Source organism: Burkholderia cepacia complex sp. TUM26381 (assembly GCF_057439935.1).
Genome location: NZ_CM172006.1, coordinates 2,039,552 through 2,063,541, shown reverse-complemented (window position 1 = coordinate 2,063,541; position 23,990 = coordinate 2,039,552). Strand labels below are relative to the sequence as shown.

The window sequence follows — 23,990 nt, the reverse complement described above, 5'->3', positions numbered from 1 at the left end:
GTGCGGCGGCGTCGCTACAATGACGTATTGACTCCAACGATCCCCGATTCCATCGATGTCGAACCCGAATCCCGCGGCGCCGCGCGCGCCGATGCTGTCGACCGCCGAGGCGCTCGCCGCGCTGCTCGATGCCGCGAAGCCGCTGCCCGGCGCGGAAACCGTCGCCACGCTCGATGCGCTCGGCCGCGTGCTGGCAGCCGACGTGAGCTCGCCGCTCGACGTGCCGCCGATGCATACCAGCGCGATGGACGGCTATGCGGTGCGCGTCGCCGACCTGCTGCACGGCGATCGGCGGTTGCCGGTGTCGCAGCGCATTCCGGCCGGTCATCCGGCTCAAGCGCTCGCGGCCGGCACGGCCGCGCGGATCTTCACCGGTGCGACGGTGCCGCCCGGCGCGGACGCGGTGGTGATGCAGGAGCAGGCGTCGGCCGACGGCGACGCGGTCGAGATCCTGCACACGCCGAAGGCCGGCGAGTGGATCACCGCGCAGGGCGCCGACATCCGGCAAGGGTCGGTGATCCTGCCGGCCGGCACGCGGCTCACGCCGCAGGCGCTCGGCCTGGCCGCATCGGTCGGCTGCGCGCAGCTGTCGGTTGCGCGGCGGATTCGCGTCGCGGTGTTCTTCACCGGCGACGAACTGACGATGCCCGGCGAGCCGCTGAAGCCCGGCGCGATCTACAACTCGAACCGTTTCACGCTGCGCGGGCTGCTGGAGCGACTCGGCTGCCACGTGACCGACTACGGGATCGTGCCCGATTCGCTTGCCGCGACACGCGACACGCTGCGCGAGGCCGCGCGCGATCACGACGTGATCCTGACGAGCGGCGGTGTATCGGTCGGAGAAGAGGATCACGTGAAGCCGGCCGTCGAGTCCGAAGGGCGGCTCGCGCTGTGGCAGATCGCGATGAAGCCCGGCAAGCCGCTCGCGTACGGCGCGGTGCGCCGCGGCGACGCGCGCGCCGATGCGCACTTCATCGGGCTGCCCGGCAACCCCGTTTCGAGCTTCGTCACGTTCCTGCTGTTCGTGCGGCCGTTCCTGCTGCGCCTGTCCGGCGTGCGCGACGTCGCGCCGCGCGCGCTGTCGCTGCGGGCGGACTTCTCGCAGAGCAAGGGCGACCGGCGCAACGAATTCCTGCGTGCGCGGGTCAACGCGGCGGGCGGCCTCGACCTGTTCCCGAACCAGAGCTCGGCGGTGCTGACGTCGACGGTCTGGGGCGACGGCCTGATCGACAATCCGCCACAGCACGCGATCAGCGCGGGCGAGACCGTGCGTTTCATTCCGTTTTCCGAACTGCTGTCGTAACGCGACGGCTTCCCGAACCATGAAGATTCAGCTGAAATTTTTTGCAAGCGTGCGCGAGGCACTGGGCGTCGCCGACGAAGAGGCAAACGTGCCGGACAGCGTGACGACCGTCGGCGACGTGCGCGCATGGCTGCGCGTGCGCGGCGGCGCGTGGGCCGAGACGCTCGCCGAAGGGCGCGCGCTGCGCATGGCGTGCAACCACGAGATGACCGATCCCGACACGCGGCTCACCGAAGGCTGCGAGGTCGCGTTCTTTCCGCCGGTGACGGGCGGTTGAGCTTTGCATGGGATCCGAGCAAGCGCTCAAGCGCTCACTCTGGTCGACAGGGGCAGATGATGGCAACAGTACGAGTCCAGGCCGGCGATTTCGATCTGAACGCCGAAGTCGCGGCATTGCGCGCGCGCAACCCGAAGATCGGCGCGGTGGCGTGCTTCGTCGGCACGGTGCGCGACCTGAACGAAGGCGATTCGGTCGCCGCGATGGAGCTCGAGCACTATCCGGGGATGACCGAGAAGGCGCTCGAGAAGATTGCGGCCGAGGCCGGCCGGCGCTGGCCGGGCATCGACGTCGCGATCGTGCATCGCGTCGGCAAGCTGCTGCCGCTCGACCAGATCGTGATGGTCGCGACGGTCGCGTCGCACCGCGGCGATGCGTTCGCGTCGTGCGAGTTCGTGATGGACTATCTGAAGACCGAAGCGCCGTTCTGGAAGAAGGAAACGACGCCGGACGGCGAGCGCTGGGTCGATGCGCGCAGTACCGACGACGCTGCGCTCGCGCGCTGGGGCGTCGAGTCGGGCAACACGCCGCGCTGAGCGCGGCATCCGGGCAGGCGGTGCGGCCATGTGCCGCAGGTGGCGTTGCCGCCGGGCGTCGCGTATCGCCGTCGGTTACGCGTCCGGATCGATGCTGCGCCCGATGATCTTCGTCGGAAACGGTTCGCCGCGGGCGCGCGACGGCGGCGCGTGCGGATCGTCCCCCGCGTCGCGGCGGCGCGGCGCGATCGCGTCGAGCAGCGCCTGCTGCTCGGGCGGAATCTGATAGTCCCAGCCGAACCGGCTCAACTGCAGGCTCTGCGCGATCCGCAGTGCGGGCTCCATGAAGCGGATCGCCGCGGGCGGCGCGTAGCGCGTCTCGACGGTCTTCAGGAACAGCGCCAGCCAGCGGCTGAAATGGGCCGGCTCGATCCCGTCGAGCGGCTGATGCGCCTGCTGCACGTTGCCGCGATACCCCTTGGTGCCGAGCACGAGGCTCGACCAGAACGTCACCATCTTCGGCAGGTGGTCGTCCCAGCGGCCGGCCAGCTTCGCGTCGAACACGGGCCCCAGTAGCGGATCGGCGCGCGCGCGATCGTAGAACGCGTAGACGAGTTCGCGGATGTTGTCTTCGGTCGGCTCGGCGTCGCGAGGGCGCGCCGGTGCGGTTTCGGGCGAGGCAGGCAGGGCAGTCATGGCAAAAAGGGCGGGTAGATCGGGGCGGCGACGGGCGGTAGCGTGGTGATCGGGGAGGACGCCGGTCGGATTTTGACGCAGAATAGCGTCCAATACCCCCTGAAAAACGTGTAACTGTCACGCATCTTATTGCGCGCACGCGATCCCGGCAACCCGGGGTGGCGGAACGGGGCCGTCAGCCGGCCCCGCGTGCATCGCGGTCGGCCCGGTTCACGTTATCGGGGCACGATCGATCATTTCCGTATTCGCCCATGAGACTCACTGACTACACCGACTATTCGCTGCGCGTGATGCTGTACCTTGCCGTGCGCGGCGAGGGGCTCGCGACGATCCAGGAGATCTCGGATGCCTACGGTATCTCGAAGAACCATCTGATGAAAGTCGTGCAGCAGCTCGGCGAGCTGGGATGGGTCGACACCGTGCGCGGCCGCAATGGCGGGCTGCGGCTGTTCCCCGAATCGCTGCAACTGACGGTCGGCGAGGTCGTGCGTGCGACCGAGAACGACTTTGCGCTGGTCGGCTGCTTTTCGGCTGACGGCAGCGACTCGCGCGGCTGCGTGATCGAGCCGCAGTGCCGACTGAAGGGCGTGCTGGCGGCCGCGCGCGATGCCTTTTTCGCCGAACTCGATCGTCACACGCTAGGCGAACTGGCCGAGCCCGCGTCGCCGCTCGTGGCGCTGCTCGGCATCCGTCCGGTCGCGCTCGTGCGTGCCGCAACGTCGCCGGACGAAGCGCCGGCAGTCGCCGAACCGCCGTCCAAGACGCACTGACACGCGGGAGCCGCGCCCCGCGCGCCGACCGCGGCCCGTCCCCGGGCCACTTCCAGTCTATCCAGCAATTTTTGCGCTGAATCAACCCGAATTTCGCTTGAAAGCCGCATAACCATCCTCATCTTGGTGTTAATCGAAAATTGGAGGTCTCGACTAAATGAGAATCGACAAGCTCACCACCAAGTTCCAGGAAGCACTCGCGGACGCGCAAAGCCTCGCGGCAGGCCGCGACAATCAATACATCGAACCCGTTCACGTCCTCGCGGCGCTGGTCGCGCAGCACGACGGTTCCGCCCGCTCGCTGATGTCGCGCGCGGGTGTTCACGTGCAGGCGCTGCAAGGCGCGCTGAACGAAGCCATTTCGCGCCTGCCGCAAGTGACGGGCACGGGCGGCGACATCCAGATCGGCCGTGAACTGGCCGGGCTGCTGAATCAGGCCGACAAGGAAGCGCAGAAGCTCAACGACACGTTCATCGCGAGCGAAATGTTCCTGCTCGCCGCGTCCGACGACAAGGGCGAGGCCGGCAAGCTCGCGCGTCAGCACGGCCTCACGCGCAAGGCGCTCGAAGCCGCGATCGCCGCGGTGCGCGGCGGCTCGCAGGTGCACAGCCAGGACGCGGAAAGCCAGCGCGAAGCGCTGAAGAAATACACGGTCGACCTGACCGAGCGCGCCCGTGCGGGCAAGCTCGACCCGGTGATCGGCCGCGACGACGAAATCCGCCGCTCGATCCAGATCCTGCAGCGCCGCACGAAGAACAACCCGGTGCTGATCGGCGAGCCGGGCGTCGGCAAGACCGCGATCGTCGAAGGGCTCGCGCAACGGATCGTCAACGGCGAGGTGCCGGAGACGCTGAAGGGCAAGCGCGTGCTGTCGCTCGACATGGCCGCGCTGCTCGCCGGTGCGAAGTACCGCGGCGAATTCGAGGAGCGCCTGAAGGCGGTGCTCAGCGACATCGCGAAGGACGAAGGCCAGACGATCGTCTTCATCGACGAAATCCACACGATGGTCGGCGCGGGCAAGGCCGAAGGCGCGATGGATGCGGGCAACATGCTGAAGCCGGCGCTGTCGCGCGGCGAGCTGCACTGTATCGGCGCGACCACGCTCGACGAATATCGCAAGTACATCGAGAAGGACGCCGCGCTCGAGCGCCGCTTCCAGAAGGTGCTCGTCGACGAGCCGAGCGTCGAGGCGACGATCGCGATCCTGCGCGGGCTGCAGGAGAAGTACGAACTGCACCACGGCGTCGACATCACCGATCCGGCGATCGTCGCCGCGGCCGAGCTGTCGCACCGCTACATCACCGACCGCTTCCTGCCCGACAAGGCCATCGACCTGATCGACGAAGCCGCTTCGAAGATCAAGATGGAAATCGATTCGAAGCCCGAAGAGATGGACAAGCTCGACCGTCGTCTGATCCAGCTGAAGATCGAGCGCGAAGCCGTGAAGAAGGAGCAGGACGAAGCGTCGCAGAAGCGCCTGCAGCTGATCGAGGAAGAGATCGATCGCCTTGGCCGCGAGTATGCGGACCTGGAAGAGATCTGGACCGCCGAGAAGGCCGCGGTGCAGGGCAGCGCCCAGCTCAAGGAAGAGATCGAGAAGGTGCGTGCGGACATCGCGCGGCTGCAGCGTGACGGCAAGCTGGAGAAGGTTGCCGAGCTGCAGTACGGCAAGCTGCCGCAGCTCGAGGCGCAGCTGAAGCAGGTCACGCAGGCCGAAGAGCAGGAGCAGCACAACCCGACGCGTCCGCGCCTGTTGCGCACGCAGGTCGGCGCCGAGGAAATCGCGGAAGTCGTGTCGCGTTCGACGGGGATTCCCGTGTCGCGGATGATGCAGGGCGAGCGCGAGAAGCTGTTGCACATCGAGGAAAAGCTGCACGAGCGCGTGGTCGGCCAGCATGAGGCGATCAGCGCGGTGGCCGATGCGATCCGCCGTTCGCGCGCGGGTCTCGCGGATCCGAACCGTCCGTACGGTTCGTTCCTGTTCCTCGGTCCGACGGGGGTCGGCAAGACCGAGCTGTGCAAGGCGCTGGCGTCGTTCCTGTTCGACTCGGAAGAGCACCTGATCCGCATCGACATGAGCGAGTTCATGGAGAAGCACAGCGTCGCGCGGCTGATCGGCGCGCCGCCGGGCTATGTCGGCTACGAGGAAGGCGGCTACCTGACGGAAGCCGTGCGCCGCAAGCCGTACAGCGTGATCCTGCTCGACGAGATCGAAAAGGCGCATCCGGACGTGTTCAACGTGCTGCTGCAGGTGCTCGACGACGGCCGCATGACGGACGGGCAGGGGCGCACGGTCGACTTCAAGAACACGGTCATCGTGATGACGTCGAACCTCGGCTCGCAGGTGATCCAGGCGATGACGGGTGCGCCGCAGGAAGAGATCAAGGACGCGGTGTGGCTCGAGGTGAAGCAGCATTTCCGCCCCGAGTTCCTGAACCGGATCGACGACGTCGTCGTGTTCCATGCGCTCGACCGCAGCAACATCCAGTCGATCGCGAAGATCCAGCTGGCGCGGCTGCACGATCGGCTCGCGAAGCTCGACATGGCGCTCGACGTGTCGGAAGCGGCGCTCGAACAGATCGGGAAGGTCGGCTACGATCCGCTGTTCGGTGCGCGGCCGCTGAAGCGCGCGATCCAGCAGGAGATCGAGAACCCGGTCGCGAAGCTGATCCTCGCGGGCCGCTTCGGTCCGAAGGACGTGATTCCGGTCGACGTCCACGACGGCAAGTTCGTGTTCGACCGCGTCGTGCACTGATCGCCTGCCAGCGGCTGCGTGCCCGGTTCGCGCCGGGCGCGCAAAAACAAACACCCCGCCTTGGCGGGGTGTTTGCTTATGGAGCGGCCGAACGGGCCGCCCGGTAGCGTGGCATGCTTAGCCCTGCTTGTTGCCGCCGAACAGGCCGGCGAGCTGCGACAGCGAGCCGAGCACGTTCGACGTGTCGACCTGTGCCTGGCCGTCGGCCGGCACCGCGCCGTCCGGCGTCGCGTGGTTGACGACGTGCGGCAGCACCTGCGCGAGGACGGTCGACGCCATCGACGGGTCGACGCCGAACTTGCTTGCCAGCGCGCCGATCGCGTCCGAGCCGAGCACGTTCTGCAGCGCATCCGGCGAGATCGGCTGGTTCTGGCCGTTGCCGACCCACGAACCGATGATGTCGCCGGCGCCGCCTGCCTTGAACTTCTCGATCAGGCCGTTCAGGCCGCCCGGCTGGTTGTTGATGAATTCGAGCGCGGTCGTGATCAGCGCGCTTTGCGAGTTGCCGCCTGCCTGGCCGCCGATCAGACCGCCAACGATGTCGAGGAGACCCATGGTTCTTCACCTTCACTGAAAAGGGCGCCGTGACGACGGCGCCCGTTGAACGAATGCCGCGCGCACGCCGTCGCGCGCGCGGCGCACATCAGGCGCCCGACGCCGCGGCGGCGGAGGCTGCCTTGTCCTTCTTGCTCTTCTTCTTCGAACCCTTCGCCGCCTTCGCGGACGACGCCGCGGCCGGCGCGCTCGCGCCCGCGTCGGCGGATGCCGCCGCTGCGGCCGCTGCTTTTTCCTTCTTCGATGCGCGCTTGGCCTTGGCCGGCTTCGCCGCCGCATCCGGTGCGCTGGCCGCCGGGGCCGGCGCTGCAGTCGTCGTGCCGGCCGTCGCGGTCGTGGACGTCGACGCGGTGCCTGCCGTCGTCGTGGCCGGCGTGGTGGCCGGTGCGGTCGCGGCCGGCTTCGACAGCTTCACGCCCTTCGGCGGCGTCGACGAGCCGCCGATCGTCAGGCCGTTTTCCTCCAGATGCCCGACCGATTTCGTGCCGAGGCCCTTCACGCGGTTCGCGAGATCGTCGGCGTCCTTGAACGGGCCGTTCTTGGTGCGTTCGTCGATGATCGCCTTCGATTTCACGGGCCCGAGACCCTTCACGGATTCGAGCGCGGCCTGGTCAGCCGAGTTGACTTCGACGGCCGCGGCAAGGCCGGCGGCGAGCGACAGCGATAGCGCGACGAACAGCATCAGCAGCTTCTTCAGCATGGCAAAGGCTCCCTGGTTCTGACGGATGAATGGCTGTTGCAACGGACGGCGGGGCGAGATCCGGCCGGACGTCGCCGTTAAGCATAGGACAAATGCGTGCCCTTTTTAAGACAGGCTGACTGAATCTTGCTGAAGGCTTGCGGTGCTGTAAAGGCCGAAACCCGTGCCGGGCGCCGATTTTGACCATTCTTTACGGTGTCGCAGGGGGCGCGCCGGGTGTCGTTGCACTGGCCGTTCGAAAGCGCTTGACTTAGAGTTGGCTCTAACTCTTAACCTTGTTTCTGCCATGTCGAAAACCGTATCCAAACCTTCCGCCGCCGGTCCGCTGACGATCGGACAAGTCGCCGAAATTACCGGCTTGTCGACGCATACGCTGCGGTACTACGAGCAGGCCGGGCTGCTGCGCGCGATTTCGCGCACGGCGGCCGGGCACCGGCTTTATGCGCCGGCCGACCTTGACTGGCTGGCCTTCGTGATGCGCCTGAAGGCGACCGGCATGCCGATCGCGCAGATGCAGGAATTCGCGGCGCTGCGTGCGCAAGGCGAGCCGACCTTCGGTGCGCGCCGCAGCCTGCTGGTCACGCATCGCGACGCGGTGCGCGCGCATCTCGCGGAGCTGCAGGCGAGCCTCGACGCGATCAGCGACAAGATCGCGTACTACGAGGCGCAGGAGCGCGAAGCGGAACGACGGGCAAACCCTTCTCACGCTGTATCCGAACAGGACGGACACCATGGAACGACTCGCTGAAGACCGCTACACGCGCGGCTGGAACAAACTGAAGGAAATCGACGGCGAAGTGGGCGAACGCGTGATCGCGGCGCTGGCGCCGATCGCGCCGGATTTCGGGCGGCTGCTGGTCGAGTTCAGCTTCGGCGACATCTACAGCCGGCCGCAGCTCGATCTGAAAGCGCGCGAAATCGCGACAATCGCGGCGCTGGCCGCGCTCGGCAACGCGCAGCCGCAGTTGAAGGTGCATATCGAGGCCGCGCTGAACGTCGGCTGCACGCGCGAAGAGATCGTCGAGGTGTTCATGCAGATGGCCGTCTACGCGGGTTTCCCGGCCGCGCTCAACGCGCTGTTCGCCGCGCACGAGGTGTTCACGCGGCGCGACGAAGCGGCCGGCGAGGCCGGACAGGCGAACCAAGCGGCCGGGCAGGCTGCATGACCGCGGTCGCGCTCGCGCATCACGCGCGATGCGGCGCGACGATCCGGTGCTTCGCGATGCGCCGGTACAGCGTCGCGCGCGACATGCCGAGCGCCTTGGCGGCCGCGTCGGGCCGCCAGCGGTGCGCGGTGAGCGCCGCGACGATGCGGCCGCGTTCGTCGTCGGGCAGCGCACCCGACGGGGCGGCGCCGAGTTGCGCGGCGATGTCGGCGGGCAGGTCGCGCCGCGTCACGCGCGCGGCGTCGCACACCGCGCACGCATAGCGCAGCACGTTGCGCAGTTGCCGCACGTTGCCGGGCCACGCGTACGCCGCGAGCTGTTCGGCGAGCGTCGGATCGAGCGTGAGCACGTGGCCGGTCGCCTGCGCTTCCTCGGCGAACACGGTGGCAATCACGTCGCGCACGTCCGCGCGTGCGCGCAGCGGCGGCAGTTCGAACGTCGCGCCGCTCAGCCGGTAATACAGATCTTCGCGGAACGTCCCGTCGGCGACCATCCGCGCGAGATCGCGGTGCGTCGCGCAGATCACGTCGAGATCGACGCGCACGGGCGCATCGCTGCCGAGCGGCACGACTTCACCGTCGGCGAGTACGCGCAGCAGGCGCGTCTGCAACGCGAGCGGCATGTCGCCGATTTCATCGAGAAACAGCGTGCCGCCATCGGCGAGCGCGATCTTGCCGCGTGCGCCGTGCTTGCGCGCGCCGGTGAACGCGCCGGCCGCATAGCCGAACAGTTCGCTCTCGATCAGCGCTTCCGGCAGCGCGCCGCAGTTGACGGCGACGAACGGCCGCGCGCGCCGCGCACCGGCGTCATGGATCGCGCGCGCGAACACTTCCTTGCCCGCCCCGGTTTCGCCGAGCACGAGAATCGGCAGCCGCTTGCTCGCGACGCGCAGCGCGAGTTCCGCCTGTTGTGCGATATGCGAGTCGCTGCTGTGCAGGAACGGCGTCAGCGCGCCGACGTGACGTGGCGCGGCGCCCGCGCGGCGCGATACCGTGCCGGGCTCGCGGCCGGCACGCCGTAGCGGCGCCCGCAAGCGCGCATAGAGCGGGGCGCCCGTCGCGCGCAGCCGTAGCGCGACGATCGCATCGAGCCGCGCGGCGTCACGTAGCGGCATTTCGGTCGCATCGAAGATCTCGTCGATATGGCGCGGCTCGCGCAGTGCGGGCAGTGCGTCGCGCGCCTGACGGTTCGCGGCGACGATGTTGCCGCAGTCGTCGAACGCGATCAGCCACTCCGGCTGCGTTTCGACGTAGTGACGATTCGGATGCCCGAACAAGATCCAGTGCTGCGCGGTGCTGTGCACGAAGTAGCCGTCCTCGATCAGCGCCGCGCTCTGCCGCACGAGCTGGTAGACGAGGCGCTGGCTGTCGCGGCCGTCGGGCGAATGCACGGCCGACGCGTCGAGCACGCCGATCAGTTCGCCGCCCGGCGAGAAGATCGGCGCCGCGCTGCAGGTGAGCGTCGTGAATGCCGCGCGAAAGTGATCGGTCTTGTGCACGGTGATCGGCGCGAGATCGGTCAGCACGCTCGCGACGCCGCAGGTCCCTTCCTCGCTTTCCGACCAGCACGAGCCGATGTGCAGGCCCGCGTGACGGAAGTCGTTGCGGCGCTCGCGGTCGATCCGGTAATCGATCGTCACGCCGTGCGCGTCGGTCAGCATCACGCAGTAGTCGGCGACGCGAATCATGTCGTGCAGCCGCGTCAGGCACTGGCCCGACGCGCGCAGGAAGGCCTCTTCCTTGTCGCGTACTTCGCGCAGCTCGGCCGCGGTCAGCACGCGCGGGCCGATCGACGAAGCGGGGTCGAGACAATAACGCTCCAGCGAGCGTTGCCACGACGACACCAGCCGCTCGGAATCGGCCGGCGCGGGCAGGCGTCCGGCGAGCGCGCCGAGTACACGGTCGGCGTGCTGGGCCTGGGGGACGGCGTAGGGCATGGTCGGCTCCGGTTCCGTACGGCGGGGATATCGATGTCCTTGTAGCACATCCGGTTGCGCGGATCACATTGCATCGCAGCACGCGGCGCGCGTGAGACGTTCGTCTCACCGGCATCTCGCCGTGTCTCGCGCGGTTGAGACGTCCGCATGCGTGGCGCGCGGCGGTCGTCGGGCCTGCCGTGACGCGCGCCGCGCCGCGTGAACGCCGGTTTTGCGGGCGGCGCGGCGCGCAAGCACAGGTGCCGCGGCCATCGCGTCGTCGCATCGACAGCGTGAGACGCAGGGATGGTTTCGCGAGGTGCCGCATCGTCGCAGCCGCGCATCCTGAACACGCGTCAGCCCGCCGCGCCAGCGTGTGCGCGGGTTTCACGGTCACCGCAGTGACGATGGCACGCCGCTTGCAGAGATCACGGGCAAGCCGATGCGGTCGCGTTGGCGACGACGATCCGCTGCCCGTCGATGGCAGCGGACGAAACCGGCAGGGCTGGACGAAGCGCCGATGCGCCGATGCCGGCCCGGCCAACTGGATGGAGACGAACCCGTGACGACGCCCGTTACCGTCGGCGTGATCGCGAACCCCGCATCGGGGCGCGACATCCGCCGCCTCACGACGCATGCCTCCGTGTTTCCGACGGCCGAGAAGGCGAACATGATCGTGCGCCTGCTGGCCGGCCTCGGCGCGATGGGCGTCGAGCGCGTGCTGACGCTGCGCGACCGTACGGGCATCGCGACGCTGCTGCTGCGCGCGATCGATACGCATCGCGCGGTCGCGCCGCACGAACGCTGGCCCGAGGTCGAATTCGTCGACCTGCCGATTACCGATTCCGTCGCCGACACGCAAGCCGGTGCCGCGTACCTGCACCGGATGGAAGTCGCGCTGATCGTCGTGCTCGGCGGCGACGGCACCCATCGCGCGGTGGCCGCGCATTGCGGCGCGACGCCGCTCGTCGCGCTGTCCACCGGCACCAACAACGCGTTTCCCGAACATCGCGAGGCGACCGTCGCCGGCGTCGCGGCAGGGCTTGCCGCGACCGGCGCCGTGCCGGCCGAAGTTGCATTCGTCCGCAACAAGCGGCTCGTCGTGCGCTGCGTGGCGGGCGCGCAGCCGGGGCGCGAGGAAATCGCGCTCGTCGACGTGTGCGCCGCGCGGCAGCGCTTCATCGGCGCGCGCGCGATCTCCGGATCCGACGACATCGATTCGCTCTACCTGACGTTCGCGGAGCCGGACGGTATCGGCCTGTCCGCCCTCGGCGGCGCGTGGGCGCCGCTCGAGCGCAGCGCGCCGCACGGGCTCGCGATGCGCTTCGCGCAAGCCGGCAAGACGGCCGGCACGCCGCTCGTCGCGCCGATCGCGCCGGGGCGTGTCGATCGCGTCGTGATGCGCAGTTGCGAGCGGCTCGAACCGGGCACGTGGCAGGCGATTCCGTTCGAACGCGGCACGCTCGCGTTCGACGGCGAGCGCGAGATCGAGGTGGCGCGCGGCGACCGTTACGAGATTTCGCTCGACTGGCGCGGGCCGCTGACGGTCGATGTCGGCCGCACGTTGCGCTACGCGTCTTCGCGGCAATTGCTGCGCGACGCCGGCGCGTGGCACGACTGAACATCCGGTTTGCGCACAGCATTTCGTCATCCATAACGATCGTCAAGGAGACATTGCCATGACAGCCCCACTCGAAGGACAGGTCGCCATCGTCACCGGCGGCGCACGCGGCATCGGCCGCGGCATTGCGCTGACGCTTGCCGGCGCAGGCGCCAACATCCTGCTGGCCGACCTGCTCGACGACGCGCTCGACGCCACCGCGCGCGAGGTGCGCACACTGGGCCGCCGGGCGGCGGTGGCGAAGGTCGACGTCACGCAGGCCGCCCAGGTCGAGGCAATGGTTGCACAGGCACTCGCCGAACTCGGCGGGCTCGACATCCTCGTGAACTGCGCGGGCGTGATCAGCATTCATCCGGTTGCCGAACTGACCGAGCGTGACTGGGATTTCGTGATGGACGTGAATGCGAAGGGCACGTTCCTCGGCTGCCGTGCGGCGCTCGCGCATCTGAAGGCGCAGGGGCGTGGCCGGATCATCAACGTCGCGTCGATCGCCGGCAAGGAAGGCTTTCCGGATCTCGCGCACTACAGCGCATCGAAATTCGCGGTCGTCGGTTTCACGAACGCGCTCGCGAAGGAGCTCGCGCGCGATGGCGTGACCGTCAACGCGATCTGCCCCGGCATCGTCCGTACCTACATGTGGGACCGGCTGTCCGACGAATGGAAGACCGACGGCGAAACGGTCGAAGCGTCGTGGCAGCGGCACCAGTTGGCGTTGATCCCGCAGGGTCGCGCGCAGACGCCCGAGGACATGGGCCGGCTCGCGCTGTTCTTCGCGACGATGGACAACGTGACGGGCCAGGCCGTGAACGTCGACGGCGGCTTCACGTTCCACTGACGGCCGCCGGCCGTGTAATCCGTCGCCGTGGCACCGCCTCGGCGGCATTCGCAGTCAGACCTACCCAGGAGACATACATGACCGCTTCGACACAGCTCAGCAGGGACAAGCTGCTGGACGCCTACCGGCTGATGCGCACGATCCGCGAATTCGAGGAACGCCTGCACGTCGAATTCGCGACCGGCGAGATTCCCGGCTTCGTTCACCTGTATGCCGGCGAGGAGGCGTCCGCAGTCGGCACGATCCTGCACCTCGGCCTCGACGACTACGTGGCCACCACGCACCGCGGCCACGGCCATTGCATTGCAAAGGGCGTCGACGTGCACGGGATGATGGCCGAGATCTACGGCAAGAAGACGGGCGTTTGCCACGGCAAGGGCGGCTCGATGCACATCGCCGACCTGTCGATGGGGATGCTCGGCGCGAACGGGATCGTCGGCGCGGGCGGCCCGCTCGTGTGCGGCGCGGCGCTCGCGGCGAAACACAAGAAGACGGGTGGCGTCGGCGTGTGCTTCTTCGGCGACGGCGCGTCGAACCAGGGCGTGATCTTCGAATCGATGAACCTGGCGTCGGTGTGGCGGCTCCCCGCGATCTTCGTCGCCGAAAACAACGGCTATGCGGAAGCGACGTCGTCGAGCTGGTCGGTCGCGACCGACAACATCGCCGATCGCGCGAACGGGTTCGGGATGCCGGGCGTGATCGTCGACGGCTTCGATTTCTTCGCGGTGCACGAAGCGCTCGGCGAAGCCGTCGAGCGCGCGCGCAACGGCGGCGGCCCGACGCTCGTCGAGGTGAAGTTCACGCGCTACTTCGGCCACTTCGAAGGCGATGCGCAAACCTACCGCGCGCCGGGCGAGGTGCAGAAGCTGCGCGACGAGAAGGACTGCCTGAAGCATTTCGAGATGCGCGTCGTGCGCGCCGAAGCGCTGACGACGGCCGACCTGCGCGCGGTCGATGCACAGGTGAAGGCGCTGATCGACGACGCGGTCGCGCAGGCGAAGGCCGCGCCGGTGCCGGATGCCGCCGACCTGCTGACCGACGTCTACGTGTCGTATCCGTGAGCGCGGCCTGACACCGCAGCCGGCACGGCGAACCGAACATTCCAGGAGACAGACGTGGCAAGGAAGATCACTTATTCGCAGGCGATCAACGAAGCGCTCGCGCAGGAAATGGCGCGCGACGACAGCGTGATCGTGATGGGCGAGGACAACGCGGGCGGCGCGGGCGCGCCGGGCGAGGACGACGCATGGGGCGGCGTGCTCGGCGTGACGAAGGGGCTGTTCCACAAGTTTCCGGGCCGCGTGCTCGATACGCCGCTGTCGGAGGGCGGCTACATCGGCGCGGCGGTCGGCGCGGCCGCGTGCGGGATGCGGCCCGTCGCGGAGCTGATGTTCATCGATTTCATGGGCGTGTGCTTCGACCAGATCTTCAACCAGGCCGCGAAATTCCGCTACATGTTCGGCGGCAAGGCCGTGACGCCGGTCGTGATCCGCGCGATGTACGGCGCGGGTTTGCGCGCGGCCGCGCAGCACTCGCAGATGCTGACGTCGCTGTTCACGCACATTCCGGGGCTGAAGGTCGTGTGCCCGTCGACGCCGTACGACGCGAAGGGGCTGCTGATCCAGGCGATCCGCGACAACGATCCCGTGATCTTTCTCGAACACAAGCTGCTCTATACGCGCGAAGGCGACGTGCCGGAGGAGTCCTATGCGATTCCGTTCGGCGAGGCGAACGTGGTGCGTGAAGGCGACGACGTGACGATCGTCACGTACGGCCGGATGGTGCATCTCGCGACGGATGCGGCCGCGAAGCTCGCGAAGGACGGCGTCCAGTGCGACGTGATCGACCTGCGCACGACGTCGCCGCTCGACGAGGAAACGATCCTCGAAAGCGCGGAGCGCACCGGGCGCGTGGTGGTCGTCGACGAGGCGAACCCGCGCTGCTCGATCGCGACCGACATCGCCGCGCTCGTCGCGCAGCGCGCGTTCCATTCGCTGAAGGCGCCGATCGAGCTCGTCACCGCGCCGCATACGCCCGCGCCGTTCGCGAGCGTGCTGGAAGACCTGTACATCCCGACCGCCGATGCGATTGCGCAGGCGGTCCTGAAGACGAGGAGCTGACACGATGTCGATTCACATGATCACGATGCCCAAGTGGGGGCTGTCGATGGAGCAGGGGCAGGTCAACGGCTGGCTGAAGGCGCTCGGCGAACGCGTGACGAAGGGCGATGAGGTGCTCGACGTCGAGACCGACAAGATCTCGTCGGGCGTCGAATGCGCATTCGACGGCACGCTGCGCCGGCAGGTCGCGCAGGAGGGCGAGACGCTGCCGGTCGGCGCGCTGCTCGGGGTCGTCGCGGCGGCCGAGGCGAGCGATGCCGACATCGATGCGGCGATCGCCGATTTCCAGCGCGATTTCGTACCGAGCGCGGCTGCCGACGAAGCAGCCGGCCCGCAGCCCGAGAAGGCGCAGATCGGCGGCCGCACCGTGCGCTTCCTGAAGCTCGGCGACGGGACGGGCACGCCGGCCGTGCTGATCCACGGCTTCGGCGGCGACCTGAACAACTGGCTGTTCAATCACGCGGATCTCGCCGCGCACCGGCAGGTGTGGGCGCTCGACCTGCCCGGGCATGGCGAGTCGGGCAAGGCCGTCGACACCGGCAGCCTCGACGAACTCGCCGACGCGGTGCTCGCGTTGCTCGACGCGCAGCACATCGAGCGCGCGCACCTGATCGGCCATTCGATGGGCGGCGCGGTCGCGATGGCGGCGGCCGAGCGCGCACCGCAACGCGTCGCGTCGCTGACGCTGATCGCAAGCGCGGGGCTCGGCACCGACATCAACCGTGCTTACATCGACGGTTTCGTCGCCGGCAACAGCCGCAACACGCTGAAGCCGCACCTCGGCGCGCTGTTCGCCGACAACGCGCTGGTGACGCGGCAGCTCGTCGAGGATCTCGTCAAGTACAAGCGGCTCGAAGGCGTGCAGGCCGCGCTGGAGAAGATCGCGAACGCCGCGTTCGACGGCGCCGCACAGCGGCGCGTGTTCCGCGACGGGCTCGCGACACTTGCGCCGCGCACGCTCGTGATCTGGGGGGAGCGCGACCAGGTGATTCCCGCGCAGCATGCGCAGGGCTTGCCGGACGGCGTGCGCGCCGAAGTGATCGCCGGCAGCGGCCACATGGTGCAGATGGAGGCGGCTGCCGATGTGAACCGCCTGATCGTCGCGTTTCTCGGAGACTGACGATGACCGCCGCGCTCGAACGACCCAGCCTCACGGCGCTCGGCCAGCCGGGCGCGCGAAGCCGCGACAAGCTTGCGCGCATCCCGGTGCGCGTCGAGCCCGCGGCCGGCACGGCGCTGCCGAAGCCGCCGTGGCTGCGCGCACGGCCGATGATGAGCGCGGCGGTGGCCGACATGGCCGCCGTGCTGCGCGACCATCGGCTGCATTCCGTCTGCGAGGAGGCGATGTGCCCGAACATCGGCGAATGCTTCGCGCAGCGCACCGCGACCTTCATGATCATGGGCGGGCTGTGCACGCGGCGCTGCCCGTTCTGCGATGTTGCGCACGGCCGCCCCGATCCGCTCGATCCCGATGAACCCGCGCGGCTGGCCGACGCGGCGGCGGCGCTCGGGTTGCGCTACGTCGTGATCACGTCGGTCGACCGCGACGACCTGCGCGACGGCGGCGCCGCGCATTTCGCCGCATGCATCGCGGCGGTGCGCGCGAGCGTGCCGGGCATCGGCGTCGAAGTGCTGACGCCGGACTTCCGCGGCCGCGTGACGCGTGCGCTCGATGCGCTGTCGACAGCCTGGCCGGACGTGTTCAACCACAACATCGAGACGGTGCCGTCGCTGTATCGCGCGGCGCGACCGGGTGCCGACTATCGCGGCTCGCTTGAATTGCTCGCGCAGGCGAAGGCTGCGCGGCCGGCACTGGTGACGAAATCGGGGCTGATGCTCGGGCTCGGCGAGCGTGACGACGAAGTGCGCGACACGCTGCGCGACCTGCGCGTGCACGACGTCGACGTGCTGACGCTCGGCCAGTATCTCGCGCCGTCGGAACACCATCTGCCGGTGCGGCGCTACGTGAGCCCGGACGCGTTCGCTGCGTGGCGCGACGAAGCGCTTGCGCTGGGTTTCAGGGAAGTCGTTGCCGGCCCGCTCGTGCGGTCGTCATATCACGCGGCCGACGTGCTGGAGAACGCGTAGCGGGTGGCGTGTCAGGCAGGGGCGGTGACGTGCGCGCGGCTGATGTGGCGCAGGTACAGCACGAGCCCTGCACCCGCGAGCATCAGGCTGACCGTGTTCGCGAACCAGAAGCCGCGTGCGCCCGTCAGCCACGCGGGTGCGATGCCGCCGACGTCGAAGCCGAGCACGTAGCCGCCGCTGAGGCCGACGCCCCACAGCGCGACCGCATAGATCACGGTCGGCACGACCGCCACCTTGTACGCGCGCAGCACGAACGCCGACGTGACCTGCAGCGCATCGAAGACGTGGTAGCACGCGACGATCGCGACGAGCGGCATCGCGGCCGCGGCGACGGCCGGGTTCGGCGTATAGCCGCCGATGATCAGCGGGCGCAACGTGAAGACGAGCACGCCGTAGGCGGCGGCCACGCCGCACGCGAACATCACGCTGTGCCGGCCGAGCAGCCGGGCTTCTTCGGGACGTCCGGCGCCGAGCGCGCGCGCGACCAGCGTCGACGCCGCCACGCCGATCGACAGCGGCGTCATGTACAGCACCGCGCCGATGTTGCCGGCGATCTGGTGGCCGGCGAGCGTCGTCGTGCCGAACTGCGCGATGAACAGCGCCATGCACGTATAGGACGTGACCTCGATCAGGTACGACAGGCCCATCGGCAACCCGAGTTTCAGGATCGCCTTCTGGCGCTCCCAGACGGGCCAGCAGAAGCGCGAGAAGATCGCGAGCGGCGCGAACACGTCGAGCTTCGCGAGCAGCGTATAGCCGATCAGCGCGAGCCCCCAGTTGATCAGTGTGCTCGCGAGCCCGCAGCCGGGGCCGCCGAGGGCCGGTACGCCGAGCCCGCCGAAGATGAACCAGACGTTGAGCGGAAACTTGAGCAGCAGTGCGCCGATCTGCAGGATCATCGCGAGCCGCGGCTTGCCGGCGGCGTTGGTCAGCGCGTTGTAGATGCGGAAGACGAGGCTGGCGGGCAGCCCGTACGACAGGATGCGCAGGTAGTCGACGGTGCGGTCGTGCAGGGCGGCAGGCGCGTGCGCGACGCGCAGCAGCGGCTCCGGAAAATGCAGCAGCAGGAAGCCGGGAATCGCGAGCAGCAGCGCGAGCCACAGTGCCTGGCGTACTTCCTCGCCGATTTCGGCGTAGCGCCGCGCGCCGTACAGCTGCCCGGTGATCGGCTGCAGCGCGGACAGGATGCCCGTCAGGCCGATATAGATCGAGACGTAGATCGACGAGCCGAGCCCCAGCGCGGCGAGGTCGACGGCCGAATAGCGGCCGACCATTGCGGTGTCGATCACGCCGAACGCGATGATCGCGAGCTGGCCGACGAGCACCGGCCACGCGAGACCGACGATCCGGCGGATGTCGCCGAACATCGTCAATCGGCCGCCTGGCGGCGCGGCGGGCGCTTCTTGACGGGCGTCTTCGGCCGTTCGATGCGTTCGTACAGGCGGAAGCGCTCGTCGCGGTCGGCGACGCGGCGGCCTTCCCACACGAGACGCCACACGTATTGCGACATCGCGCTCGGCTCGCCGAAGTCGGCGCGGTCCTGGCGCAGGATCACGTCGCAGTCGCCGGAGAAATCGAAGTGCATGTTGCCGAAATACGCGAAGGTCGCAATCTGTGCATCGCCGAGCCGCACGGGCGAGATGCACTCGTAGTCGGACGGCAGGTGGACGGCGATCTGTTGCGCGACATCGCGATAGGTCCGGCCGTAGTTGACGATCGGCAGCCACAGCGTCATCAGCAGCACCCACATCAGCGTGGTACCGGCGCCGGACAGCACGACGCTGCGCCACAGTACCTTCGGTTGTCGCGAGATGCGCCAGCGCACGAGAAAGCACCAGCACACCGTGACGATCACCGCGCAGATGAACGACAGGATCTTGAAATGCGGCTCGTAGCCGGGCACGAGGCGCGCGAGGTTGCGTGCGAGCGGATGCGGGAAGCCGGTGAGCGAGGCGAGCCACACGAGCCACACGAAGGTGCCGAGGATCGTGAAGCTCAGCACCGCGAACCAGTCGATCGCGTTGATCGCGCCGCGCTTGAGGGTCGGCAGCGCGAACGTCGCGAGCACCGCGAGCGGCGGCATCAGCAGCATGTACATGCGGTTCGACTGCTGGCTCTGCAGGATCACGAGAGCGACCAGCGGCACGGCAACCGACAGCGGAATCGCGATGTGCGCGCGGCGACGCATGCCGGCCCAGCTCCACCAGGCCCAGATCGCGAGCGGCCAAGCGGGCCACGTGAACAGCGGCAGGTTCTTCGCCGCGTAGCCGAGCACGGCCGTCGGCGGGCCCGAAAAGCGCATCAGGCTGCCGTGGATCCACTGGTTGAAGAACCACGCGGCGTCGTCGGGCGCCGCGACGAACGCGGCGAGCGGCCACAGCGCGAAGATCGCGGCCGCGAGCGGCACGCCGATCAGCGGCAGGCGCAGGTTACGCATCTCGGGCGTGACGAGCCACAGCGCGGCCGTGCCGGCGAGCAGCGCGACGACCAGCACGGGGTTGCCGGACAGCCCGACGAGGCCGATCGCGACGCCCCACCACAGCGCGCCCTGCAGCGGCTTGTCGATGCCGCGCACGATCCCGTAGACGAGCATCGCGATCCACGCGAACTGTGCGAGCTGCGGCGTCGTTTCATGGCCGCGTTCCGCGAGGCCGAAGCATGCGACCAGCACCAGCAGCGCGCCGTCGGCGAGCGTGCGGCCGTAGTCGCGCGGTTCGGGTTCGCCGCCGAATGCGTATTTGAACGGCTGGACCTCGGCACGCCGGCCGAGCAGGTAGGCCGCGTACCAGACAAATGCGCACGCGACGCAGAACAGCACGCCCGTATCGACGCGCGACGCGTTGCTCGCATCGACCCACGGGCCGAGGCCGCGGATCGACAGCGCGCCGAGCCAGTAGCCGAGCGGCCCGTCGGTCGTGATGAACTTGCCGACCAGGTTCGGCAACAGCCAGTCGTGCCAGCCGCCCTTGGCCATCGTCCACATCACGCCGAAGCCCGCCGCGTCCTCGTTTTTCCACGGGTCGCGGCCGAACAGGCCGAACGCCGCGTAGACGAGGCAGAGCGTGAGCAGCAGCCAGCGCGGTAGCGCGCGCGTGGCGGAGGCGGTGAGACGGACGACAGGCTTCATGCAGATGAGCGTTTTGTTATGGGCGGGCGTCCGGCGCGGTCGTGCGCGGACGGGCCGGTTTCGAGCATCCGGCATTGTAGACGCGCCGGCGATGACGCGTCAGATCGATGCCCGGACGCCGGCCGGCCGTTTCCGGGCGAGCAGAGACAAAAAAGGGCAGCCTGGGCTGCCCTTTTTGTGCGGTACCGGTGCGTTACAGCCACCGGATACGATGCGAAGCTTACTTCGCCTTGCCGTTGGCGCGGACGCCGAACTTGTTCTTGAACTTCTCGACACGGCCTGCCGTGTCCATGATCTTTTGCTGACCCGTGTAGAACGAGTGCGATTCCGACGACACTTCGATCTTGGCGAGCGGGTAGGTCTTGCCGTCGAGTTCGATGTTTTCGCGCGTCTGGATCGTCGAGCGCGTGATGAACTTGAAGCCGTTCGACATGTCTTGGAAGACGACTTCGCGGTAATTCGGGTGGATGCCTTCTTTCATGGTCTTTCCTTGGTGAGAGCGGTAGCCAACCCGCCGCTTGCCGTGCCGGCCTGCGCACATTGCGCAATACCAGACGACGCCAAGCCCGGCGCGAGCCACTTGCCTAAGGTCGAAAAACGGCGATTATGCCAGAAAATCAGATGGTTGACGAATAATTTTCAGGGGGCGTCGAGCGCGCCGGTGCCGGCCGGATCCTGCCGGTAGTAACGCGCGAGCAGCCGGTACAGCTCCGGAAATTCGGACTCGAACGCTTTCGGCCGCACGAACAGCGCTTCGCTGCACACCGCGAAGAATTCCGACGGGTGGTCGGCCGCATAGGGATCGATCAGCGAGTCCCGCTCGAAGCGCGCCCACGCACGGTCCGGCACCGCGTCGACGCGTGCGCAGAACTGGTCGTACGCATGTTCGAACACGTCGGCCCACGCCTGCGCATCGAGGTGCGGCGCGTGCCAGCGGCGAAACAGGGGCGGATAGCCATCGGCCGCGCCGTTGACCATGTCGATCTTGTGCGCGAATTCGTGGATCACGACGTTGTACGCGTCCCGGCCGTCCGTCATCTGCGCGTCTTCCCACGACAGGATCACCGGGCCGCCTTCCCAGGCCTCGCCGCTCGCGTCCTGCTCGACTTCGTGGACGACGCCGTCCTCGTCCTGCACGGTCTTGCGGATCACGAATTCGCCCGGATACACGACGACGCCGACCCAGCCGTCGTACAGCGACAGGTCGAGATTCAGCACGGGCAGGCAGGCCTGCGCGCCGATCGCGACGATCATTTCGTCGGTCAGTTCGAGCCCGTGCGCGGTCGAGAACGACTTCTTCGCGAGAAACAGGCTCGTCAGCTCACGCAGCCGGCCGAGCGCGTCGGGCGGCAGTGCCGCGAGGAACGGCAGGCGCTCGACCGTGTCGTGCCACAGCGTGTCGGAGATCGGGTGGCTGCGCAGCGCGCGGTCGCGGCGGCGGTCGTCGAGCCAGCGGGTGAGTTTCGAGAGCATGGAAGCGGCGGACGATGATCCAAAGCCTGTCTTTTAACTCAATCGATCTCTTTTTGCCATGCTGCGAAGACGCCGCCGACGAGCGCGACGCCCGCCAGGAAGTAAAAGCCGTCGAGCGACGCGAGGAACGACGCCTGTTGCGCGACCATCCGCGCAATCGAGGCGATCGCGAGGGCGTGCGCCTCGTTCAGCGCGTGGCCGGCCGCGGCGTAGCTGCGCGTCAGCGCGTCGACGGTCTGCTGGAACAGCGGGTCGAACACGTTCGCGCGCTCGACGAGCCGCGTCTGGTGCACGGCCACGCGGTGCTGCTCGACGATGATCACCGACGACGTCGCGAACGAGATCGTCAGTTGCCGCACGATGTTCTTCAGCCGGTAGCCATGCGTGTATTCGTCGATCGCGAAGATCCGGAACGTGAGGTTGGCGACCGGCAGCACGATGAAGAGCAGCAGCAGCCCGCGCAGCAGCAGCGGGACGATCAGTGCGGCTTCGCCGACCTGCGGCGTCATGCGCGTCATCCACAGCGCCGCCGTGACGGCGATCGCGAACCCGGGCACGACGAACCACTTCTTGTGCGTGACGAGCTTCGCATAACGCAGGTACGCGAACAGCGCGGTGGCCGAGATCAGCGACATCGTGCCCACCAGGCGCCCGGCGTTCTCGACCGGATAGCCGAGCCCGCCTTCGAGAAAGCGCGACGTCAGGTAACTGAAACCCGTCGTCTCGTAGTAATAGAACATGTAAAGCAGCAGCCCGACCCGGAAGGTCCGCTCGCGAAACGCATGCAGCCGCACGAGCGGCGTCGGGTGGTTCCACTGGTGATACGCGAACCATGCGAGCGCGCCGATTCCCGCGATCGTCAGCGCGATCAGCATCGGCGAGCCGCTGTAGAGCTGGTAATGCACCTGCTGCATCACGATCTGCAGCGCGCCTTGCGCGAGCGCGAACACGACGTACGGCCAGAAGTGCCCGGAGCCGCGTGCGTCGTCGGGCGTCCGGCCCGAATCGGGCAGCGTGAGCAGCGCGAGGACCGCGAACGCAATGCCGGCCGGCGCTGTGCACGCGAACAGTGCACGCCACGTCGAATGCGCGACGAGCAGCCCGCCGACGAGCGGCGCGAGCGCGCTGCCGAGCAGGATCATGATCAGGAACGCGCGCGTCGCGGGCGGCCGCGCCTGCGGCTTGAAGCTGATCTGGATCAGGATTCGGCACGCGCCCATCATCGGGCCGATGAAATACCCCTGGAAACCGCGCGCGAACGCGAGTTGCAGCGATGTATCGGCGAGCGCGGCCGCGATCGCGCCGAACGAGAACATCAGCATGCAGCCGGCGACGTAGCGGCGATGGCCGAGCCGGTCGACCCACCATTGCTGCTGCAGGATGCCCAGCACGGCCGTGACCGCATACGCGCTCGACGACCACACGAGTTCGTCGGGCGACGCGTTGATGCCGCCCGCGATGTAGCTTGCGAAGAACGAGAAGACCGCGTTGTCGAAGTAGTCGATGCCGGTGACGAGTGCGAGCGCCCACGGGAACAGGTCCGCGCGCAGGTTCGCGCGGCTCCACAGCGGCGGGCGACCGGGCACCGTGTTCATTCGCGATCCTTGCGCGCGCGCCGCGCGCCGGCTTCGGCCTGCCGCTGAGCGATCAGCGCATCGGGGTTTTCGCCGGCGAGGCGCCGCTCGACGTAGTCGACGTCGTGCTGCAGTTCCTTGCGCAGCGCGACGGCTTCCTTCAGTTCGCGCTGGACGGCCGCGATTCGCCGGTCGAGCGTGTCGATCTGCTCGGCGAGGCTGGTGCGGATGTCGCGCAACGACGCGTCCGAATAGCGGCGCCGGCCGTCGCCCGTTTCTTCCAGCGGGCGCTTCAGCATTTCGGCGATGCCATGCAGCGAGAAGCCGAGCGCGCGTAGCCGCAGGACGCGCGCGAAGCGCTCGAGGTCGGCTTCGTCGTAGAGGCGGTAGCGGCCCTCGCTGCGCGACGGCGTGACGAGCCCGCGCTCTTCGTAATACTTCAGCGTGCGCGGCGTGACGCCGAGCCGCGACGCGGCGTCGCTCACGGTCAGCAGCGGGGTGGTGGCGTCGTTCGGCATCGGGAGGCGTGGGTTGGGTTG

General features: G+C 68.3%; 23 protein-coding genes. 13 read left to right on the top strand and 10 right to left on the bottom strand.

All coding sequences use genetic code 11. The features are described from left to right. Positions 1–55 precede the first annotated feature (55 nt). Genes ACWMMN_RS09635 through ACWMMN_RS09625 form a run of 3 tightly spaced genes read left to right on the top strand, consistent with a single transcriptional unit; the run spans position 56 to position 2,116 of the window. Positions 56–1,303 carry a molybdopterin molybdotransferase MoeA gene (locus ACWMMN_RS09635; RefSeq protein WP_256084969.1) on the top strand — a complete coding sequence of 416 codons (1,248 nt, stop codon included), beginning with the start codon at positions 56–58 and terminating at the stop codon, positions 1,301–1,303. A gap of 19 nt (positions 1,304–1,322) precedes the next feature. Then, the gene (gene moaD / locus ACWMMN_RS09630) at positions 1,323–1,580 is read left to right on the top strand and encodes a molybdopterin converting factor subunit 1 (RefSeq protein WP_012328655.1); all 258 of its coding nucleotides are present in this window, start codon (positions 1,323–1,325) and stop codon (positions 1,578–1,580) included. Positions 1,581–1,639: 59 nt separating this feature from the next. Further along, on the top strand, positions 1,640–2,116 hold the full coding sequence (locus tag ACWMMN_RS09625; RefSeq protein ID WP_174994136.1) for a molybdenum cofactor biosynthesis protein MoaE: 477 nt from the start codon (positions 1,640–1,642) through the stop codon (positions 2,114–2,116). A 75-nt stretch (positions 2,117–2,191) separates the two neighbouring features. On the opposite strand, the gene ACWMMN_RS09620 is transcribed toward ACWMMN_RS09625, so the two are convergent. Then, the gene (locus tag ACWMMN_RS09620; RefSeq protein WP_486422617.1) at positions 2,192–2,752 is read right to left on the bottom strand and encodes a group III truncated hemoglobin; all 561 of its coding nucleotides are present in this window, start codon (positions 2,750–2,752) and stop codon (positions 2,192–2,194) included. A 251-nt stretch (positions 2,753–3,003) separates the two neighbouring features. Here ACWMMN_RS09620 and ACWMMN_RS09615 point away from each other — a divergent pair, with 251 nt between their 5' ends. Together ACWMMN_RS09615 and clpB are read left to right on the top strand one after the other, a co-directional pair. Continuing rightward, on the top strand, positions 3,004–3,522 hold the full coding sequence (locus ACWMMN_RS09615) for an Rrf2 family transcriptional regulator (RefSeq protein ID WP_059233984.1): 519 nt from the start codon (positions 3,004–3,006) through the stop codon (positions 3,520–3,522). 157 nt (positions 3,523–3,679) lie between these two features. Further along, positions 3,680–6,277, top strand: coding sequence for an ATP-dependent chaperone ClpB (clpB, locus tag ACWMMN_RS09610; protein WP_059233985.1), 2,598 nt, complete (start codon positions 3,680–3,682; stop codon positions 6,275–6,277). A gap of 117 nt (positions 6,278–6,394) precedes the next feature. On the opposite strand, the gene ACWMMN_RS09605 is transcribed toward clpB, so the two are convergent. Next, a complete protein-coding gene (locus ACWMMN_RS09605; protein WP_059233986.1) occupies positions 6,395–6,832 on the bottom strand; it encodes a YidB family protein in 438 nt (145 codons plus the stop codon). Positions 6,833–6,920: 88 nt separating this feature from the next. Next, a complete protein-coding gene (locus ACWMMN_RS09600) occupies positions 6,921–7,532 on the bottom strand; it encodes a ComEA family DNA-binding protein (RefSeq protein WP_174994134.1) in 612 nt (203 codons plus the stop codon). A 286-nt stretch (positions 7,533–7,818) separates the two neighbouring features. Here ACWMMN_RS09600 and ACWMMN_RS09595 point away from each other — a divergent pair, with 286 nt between their 5' ends. Both ACWMMN_RS09595 and ACWMMN_RS09590 read left to right on the top strand, forming a co-directional pair. After that, complete coding sequence (locus ACWMMN_RS09595; protein ID WP_486422616.1) at positions 7,819–8,280, top strand: MerR family transcriptional regulator; 462 nt, start codon at positions 7,819–7,821, stop codon at positions 8,278–8,280. Next, positions 8,264–8,698 (top strand): carboxymuconolactone decarboxylase family protein, encoded by a 435-nt coding sequence (locus ACWMMN_RS09590; RefSeq protein WP_059233989.1) that lies wholly within the window; start codon positions 8,264–8,266, stop codon positions 8,696–8,698. The genes ACWMMN_RS09595 and ACWMMN_RS09590 overlap by 17 nt, the downstream gene beginning before the upstream one ends. Before the next feature lie 19 nt (positions 8,699–8,717). Here ACWMMN_RS09590 and ACWMMN_RS09585 read toward each other — a convergent pair whose 3' ends face one another. Next, entirely contained in the window at positions 8,718–10,634 is a 1,917-nt protein-coding gene (locus ACWMMN_RS09585; protein ID WP_486422615.1) for a sigma-54-dependent Fis family transcriptional regulator, read from the bottom strand. 541 nt (positions 10,635–11,175) lie between these two features. On the opposite strand from ACWMMN_RS09585, the gene ACWMMN_RS09580 reads away from it, so the two are divergent. The 6 genes from ACWMMN_RS09580 (at position 11,176) to lipA (ending at position 17,277) form a co-directional block, all read left to right on the top strand. After that, positions 11,176–12,234 carry an ATP-NAD kinase family protein gene (locus ACWMMN_RS09580; protein ID WP_342702271.1) on the top strand — a complete coding sequence of 353 codons (1,059 nt, stop codon included), beginning with the start codon at positions 11,176–11,178 and terminating at the stop codon, positions 12,232–12,234. Between the two features lie 58 nt (positions 12,235–12,292). Beyond that, complete coding sequence (locus tag ACWMMN_RS09575) at positions 12,293–13,069, top strand: SDR family NAD(P)-dependent oxidoreductase (RefSeq protein ID WP_486422614.1); 777 nt, start codon at positions 12,293–12,295, stop codon at positions 13,067–13,069. A gap of 77 nt (positions 13,070–13,146) precedes the next feature. After that, complete coding sequence (locus ACWMMN_RS09570) at positions 13,147–14,130, top strand: thiamine pyrophosphate-dependent dehydrogenase E1 component subunit alpha (RefSeq protein ID WP_486422613.1); 984 nt, start codon at positions 13,147–13,149, stop codon at positions 14,128–14,130. Between the two features lie 54 nt (positions 14,131–14,184). After that, the gene (locus ACWMMN_RS09565) at positions 14,185–15,189 is read left to right on the top strand and encodes an alpha-ketoacid dehydrogenase subunit beta (RefSeq protein ID WP_256084963.1); all 1,005 of its coding nucleotides are present in this window, start codon (positions 14,185–14,187) and stop codon (positions 15,187–15,189) included. Between the two features lie 4 nt (positions 15,190–15,193). Next, the gene (locus tag ACWMMN_RS09560) at positions 15,194–16,309 is read left to right on the top strand and encodes an acetoin dehydrogenase dihydrolipoyllysine-residue acetyltransferase subunit (RefSeq protein WP_342702268.1); all 1,116 of its coding nucleotides are present in this window, start codon (positions 15,194–15,196) and stop codon (positions 16,307–16,309) included. A 2-nt stretch (positions 16,310–16,311) separates the two neighbouring features. Next, entirely contained in the window at positions 16,312–17,277 is a 966-nt protein-coding gene (gene lipA / locus ACWMMN_RS09555; protein ID WP_256084961.1) for a lipoyl synthase, read from the top strand. A gap of 11 nt (positions 17,278–17,288) precedes the next feature. On the opposite strand, the gene ACWMMN_RS09550 is transcribed toward lipA, so the two are convergent. From ACWMMN_RS09550 to ACWMMN_RS09525, 6 genes are all read right to left on the bottom strand, one after another. Beyond that, positions 17,289–18,644, bottom strand: coding sequence for an MATE family efflux transporter (locus tag ACWMMN_RS09550; RefSeq protein WP_059233997.1), 1,356 nt, complete (start codon positions 18,642–18,644; stop codon positions 17,289–17,291). Positions 18,645–18,646: 2 nt separating this feature from the next. Next, on the bottom strand, positions 18,647–20,479 hold the full coding sequence (locus ACWMMN_RS09545; protein ID WP_155627131.1) for an ArnT family glycosyltransferase: 1,833 nt from the start codon (positions 20,477–20,479) through the stop codon (positions 18,647–18,649). Positions 20,480–20,624: 145 nt separating this feature from the next. After that, the gene (locus ACWMMN_RS09540; protein ID WP_059233999.1) at positions 20,625–20,885 is read right to left on the bottom strand and encodes a type B 50S ribosomal protein L31; all 261 of its coding nucleotides are present in this window, start codon (positions 20,883–20,885) and stop codon (positions 20,625–20,627) included. Between the two features lie 158 nt (positions 20,886–21,043). Further along, positions 21,044–21,877 carry a M90 family metallopeptidase gene (locus ACWMMN_RS09535; RefSeq protein ID WP_340624179.1) on the bottom strand — a complete coding sequence of 278 codons (834 nt, stop codon included), beginning with the start codon at positions 21,875–21,877 and terminating at the stop codon, positions 21,044–21,046. Positions 21,878–21,915: 38 nt separating this feature from the next. Beyond that, positions 21,916–23,472 (bottom strand): MFS transporter, encoded by a 1,557-nt coding sequence (locus ACWMMN_RS09530; protein ID WP_340624178.1) that lies wholly within the window; start codon positions 23,470–23,472, stop codon positions 21,916–21,918. After that, positions 23,469–23,969, bottom strand: a complete 501-nt coding sequence (locus tag ACWMMN_RS09525; protein ID WP_059234002.1) for a MerR family transcriptional regulator — start codon at positions 23,967–23,969, stop codon at positions 23,469–23,471. Before ACWMMN_RS09525 ends, ACWMMN_RS09530 begins: the two co-directional genes overlap by 4 nt. Positions 23,970–23,990: the final 21 nt, after the last annotated feature.

Excerpts from the sequence above, each read along its gene's own strand:
- ACWMMN_RS09635 (WP_256084969.1), top strand. The coding sequence starts at position 56 with ATGTCGAACCCGAATCCCGCGGCGCCGCGCGCGCCGATGCTGTCGACC.
- moaD (WP_012328655.1), top strand. The coding sequence starts at position 1,323 with ATGAAGATTCAGCTGAAATTTTTTGCAAGCGTGCGCGAGGCACTGGGC.
- ACWMMN_RS09625 (WP_174994136.1), top strand. The coding sequence starts at position 1,640 with ATGGCAACAGTACGAGTCCAGGCCGGCGATTTCGATCTGAACGCCGAA.
- ACWMMN_RS09620 (WP_486422617.1), bottom strand. The coding sequence starts at position 2,752 with ATGACTGCCCTGCCTGCCTCGCCCGAAACCGCACCGGCGCGCCCTCGC.
- ACWMMN_RS09615 (WP_059233984.1), top strand. The coding sequence starts at position 3,004 with ATGAGACTCACTGACTACACCGACTATTCGCTGCGCGTGATGCTGTAC.
- clpB (WP_059233985.1), top strand. The coding sequence starts at position 3,680 with ATGAGAATCGACAAGCTCACCACCAAGTTCCAGGAAGCACTCGCGGAC.
- ACWMMN_RS09605 (WP_059233986.1), bottom strand. The coding sequence starts at position 6,832 with ATGGGTCTCCTCGACATCGTTGGCGGTCTGATCGGCGGCCAGGCAGGC.
- ACWMMN_RS09600 (WP_174994134.1), bottom strand. The coding sequence starts at position 7,532 with ATGCTGAAGAAGCTGCTGATGCTGTTCGTCGCGCTATCGCTGTCGCTC.
- ACWMMN_RS09595 (WP_486422616.1), top strand. The coding sequence starts at position 7,819 with ATGTCGAAAACCGTATCCAAACCTTCCGCCGCCGGTCCGCTGACGATC.
- ACWMMN_RS09590 (WP_059233989.1), top strand. The coding sequence starts at position 8,264 with ATGGAACGACTCGCTGAAGACCGCTACACGCGCGGCTGGAACAAACTG.
- ACWMMN_RS09585 (WP_486422615.1), bottom strand. The coding sequence starts at position 10,634 with ATGCCCTACGCCGTCCCCCAGGCCCAGCACGCCGACCGTGTACTCGGC.
- ACWMMN_RS09575 (WP_486422614.1), top strand. The coding sequence starts at position 12,293 with ATGACAGCCCCACTCGAAGGACAGGTCGCCATCGTCACCGGCGGCGCA.
- ACWMMN_RS09570 (WP_486422613.1), top strand. The coding sequence starts at position 13,147 with ATGACCGCTTCGACACAGCTCAGCAGGGACAAGCTGCTGGACGCCTAC.
- ACWMMN_RS09560 (WP_342702268.1), top strand. The coding sequence starts at position 15,194 with ATGTCGATTCACATGATCACGATGCCCAAGTGGGGGCTGTCGATGGAG.
- lipA (WP_256084961.1), top strand. The coding sequence starts at position 16,312 with ATGACCGCCGCGCTCGAACGACCCAGCCTCACGGCGCTCGGCCAGCCG.
- ACWMMN_RS09550 (WP_059233997.1), bottom strand. The coding sequence starts at position 18,644 with ATGTTCGGCGACATCCGCCGGATCGTCGGTCTCGCGTGGCCGGTGCTC.
- ACWMMN_RS09545 (WP_155627131.1), bottom strand. The coding sequence starts at position 20,479 with ATGCCGGATGCTCGAAACCGGCCCGTCCGCGCACGACCGCGCCGGACG.
- ACWMMN_RS09540 (WP_059233999.1), bottom strand. The coding sequence starts at position 20,885 with ATGAAAGAAGGCATCCACCCGAATTACCGCGAAGTCGTCTTCCAAGAC.
- ACWMMN_RS09535 (WP_340624179.1), bottom strand. The coding sequence starts at position 21,877 with ATGCTCTCGAAACTCACCCGCTGGCTCGACGACCGCCGCCGCGACCGC.
- ACWMMN_RS09530 (WP_340624178.1), bottom strand. The coding sequence starts at position 23,472 with ATGAACACGGTGCCCGGTCGCCCGCCGCTGTGGAGCCGCGCGAACCTG.
- ACWMMN_RS09525 (WP_059234002.1), bottom strand. The coding sequence starts at position 23,969 with ATGCCGAACGACGCCACCACCCCGCTGCTGACCGTGAGCGACGCCGCG.